The organism is Acinetobacter rongchengensis (assembly GCF_003611475.1).
Lineage (GTDB): Bacteria > Pseudomonadota > Gammaproteobacteria > Pseudomonadales > Moraxellaceae > Acinetobacter > Acinetobacter rongchengensis.
The window spans coordinates 1-1,859 of the sequence record NZ_RAXT01000131.1; the positions used below are offsets into that span (position 1 = coordinate 1).

General features: G+C 33.2%; 2 protein-coding genes. Both read right to left on the reverse strand.

The window, feature by feature from the left end; genetic code table 11:
- On the reverse strand, positions 1–807 hold an 807-nt coding region (locus tag D7V20_RS18990), incomplete at its 3' end, for a hypothetical protein (protein ID WP_120385385.1).
- On the reverse strand, positions 804–1,796 hold the full coding sequence (locus D7V20_RS18995; protein WP_235831681.1) for a hypothetical protein: 993 nt from the start codon (positions 1,794–1,796) through the stop codon (positions 804–806). The genes D7V20_RS18990 and D7V20_RS18995, both read right to left, overlap by 4 nt.
- Positions 1,797–1,859 lie beyond the last annotated feature (63 nt).

Genomic DNA, 1,859 nt, shown 5'->3' on the forward strand with positions numbered 1-1,859 from the left:
ATCAGTTACTCTTTCAACTAAAATCCAAGTAGTCGGTACTTCTTGTGAATTTTCAATCGTATCAGGTGTTGTAAAATTATCTGGATTCGTAGAAAAAGCATAAACTTCAGGCGCAAGCTTCCAATCATCTGGATACGCAGCGTTTATTTTTTCTTCTTTTATTAAAAAATGGCAAGCTGAATACAGTTCAGTGGAACGATAGATTCCAGTTTGAATAATAGCTTCATCACTCTTCATCGTGACGTTAGGATTTAACCTATATTGAGGTAGGGGATTTGGATAGATTACACCAACATCTACTTCAAAATTTCTATGTGCTTTGATTAAATCTTTATAATCCCATTGACTATCATAATAATTACTCGACATATAAATATTATTCGCTCTTGTAAAAACAATGTTTTCTTTGACTTTATATTTATCTATAGCCCCTTTTTCTACTGTATCCATCCAATCATAAGGATAATCTCGGCCCTGTGCAATTATCCCATTAACAATACTACTCATTCTTCTAAGAATTGGTAAAAATCCAACCTTTAAATCATCTAAACCACTTTGTAAATGATGTAACGTGCCTTTAAAGTTAGGCAAAACTATCGTCCCCCAAACATAATCTGCTTGATGGGAAAGATGTTGTGAACGGTGATTTGCAACTAAATTTGCACTATGTCTATCTAATAATCCTTCTGCATATTGAATTAAATCCTCCCACAGCTTTACAGTTTCATAGTAATACTCATAAGAAATAAACTGCTCGATCAAGTATATTTCTTGCGGAAATAATTCTAACTCTTCTAGATGCATTATTCTTCACTACTAAAATACCAATATACAATCCCCCAATCCGCATTTGGAAGTGTTGGTAATACTTCGCCTTGGGTAAAGTAACGTCGTGTGCCGGGTCGTGCAGGTGTTGTCCAATAGCCTGTTTTTGGACATGGTTCTCCACCTTTTTGAGAAAGTTTTTCTTGAGTAGGTGTTAAATCTACATCATTACCCTCAGCTACTCTTTCAACTAAAATCCAAGTAGTCGGTACTCTTCTTGAGTTTTCAATAGTATCTAATGTAGTAAAATTATTAGGATTATTCTCAAATCCTTTAACCTTTGGAGCTGTTACCCATTCACCAACCATACCACTATAATTATTTTTTTCTTTCATTAGAAATTTACAAGCTGAATAAGGTTCAGTAGCATGGTAAATTCCAGTTACCATGATCGGTTCACCAGTTTGCATTGTAATACTCTGGTTCAAATTGTATTTTGGAAATACTTTAGGATAAATTATTCCCACATCTCTTTTATATGATTTATTTTTCAATAAATCTTTGTAATCCCATTGCATATTATAGTCGCTTGCTACATAAATATTATTAGCTCTGACCGAAATAATATCTTTTTTTTCTTTAAAAATAATGCTGGCTCCTTTTATAACTTGATCCATCCAATCACAAGGGTAATCTCGACCTTGGGCAACCAAATCATTACAGATACTACTCATACGTCCTAATATTGGTAAAAACCCATCTTTTAAATCCTCTAAACCACTTTGTAAATGATGTAATGTACCTTTAAAGTTAGGCAAAACTATCGTCCCCCACACATAATCTGCTTGATGGGAAAGATGTTGTGAACGATGATCAGATACTAAATTAACGTTATATTTATCTAATAATCCTTCTGCATATTGAATTAAATCCTCCCACAGCTTTACAGTTTCATAGTAATACTCATAAGAAATAAACAGTTCAATCAAATATATTTCTTGTGGAAATAATTCTAACTCTTCTAAATGCATTATTCTTCACCACTAAAATACCAAAATACAATCCCCCAATCAGCATTTGGAAGTGTTGGCAAT

Excerpts from the sequence above, each read along its gene's own strand:
- D7V20_RS18995 (WP_235831681.1), bottom strand. The coding sequence starts at position 1,796 with ATGCATTTAGAAGAGTTAGAATTATTTCCACAAGAAATATATTTGATT.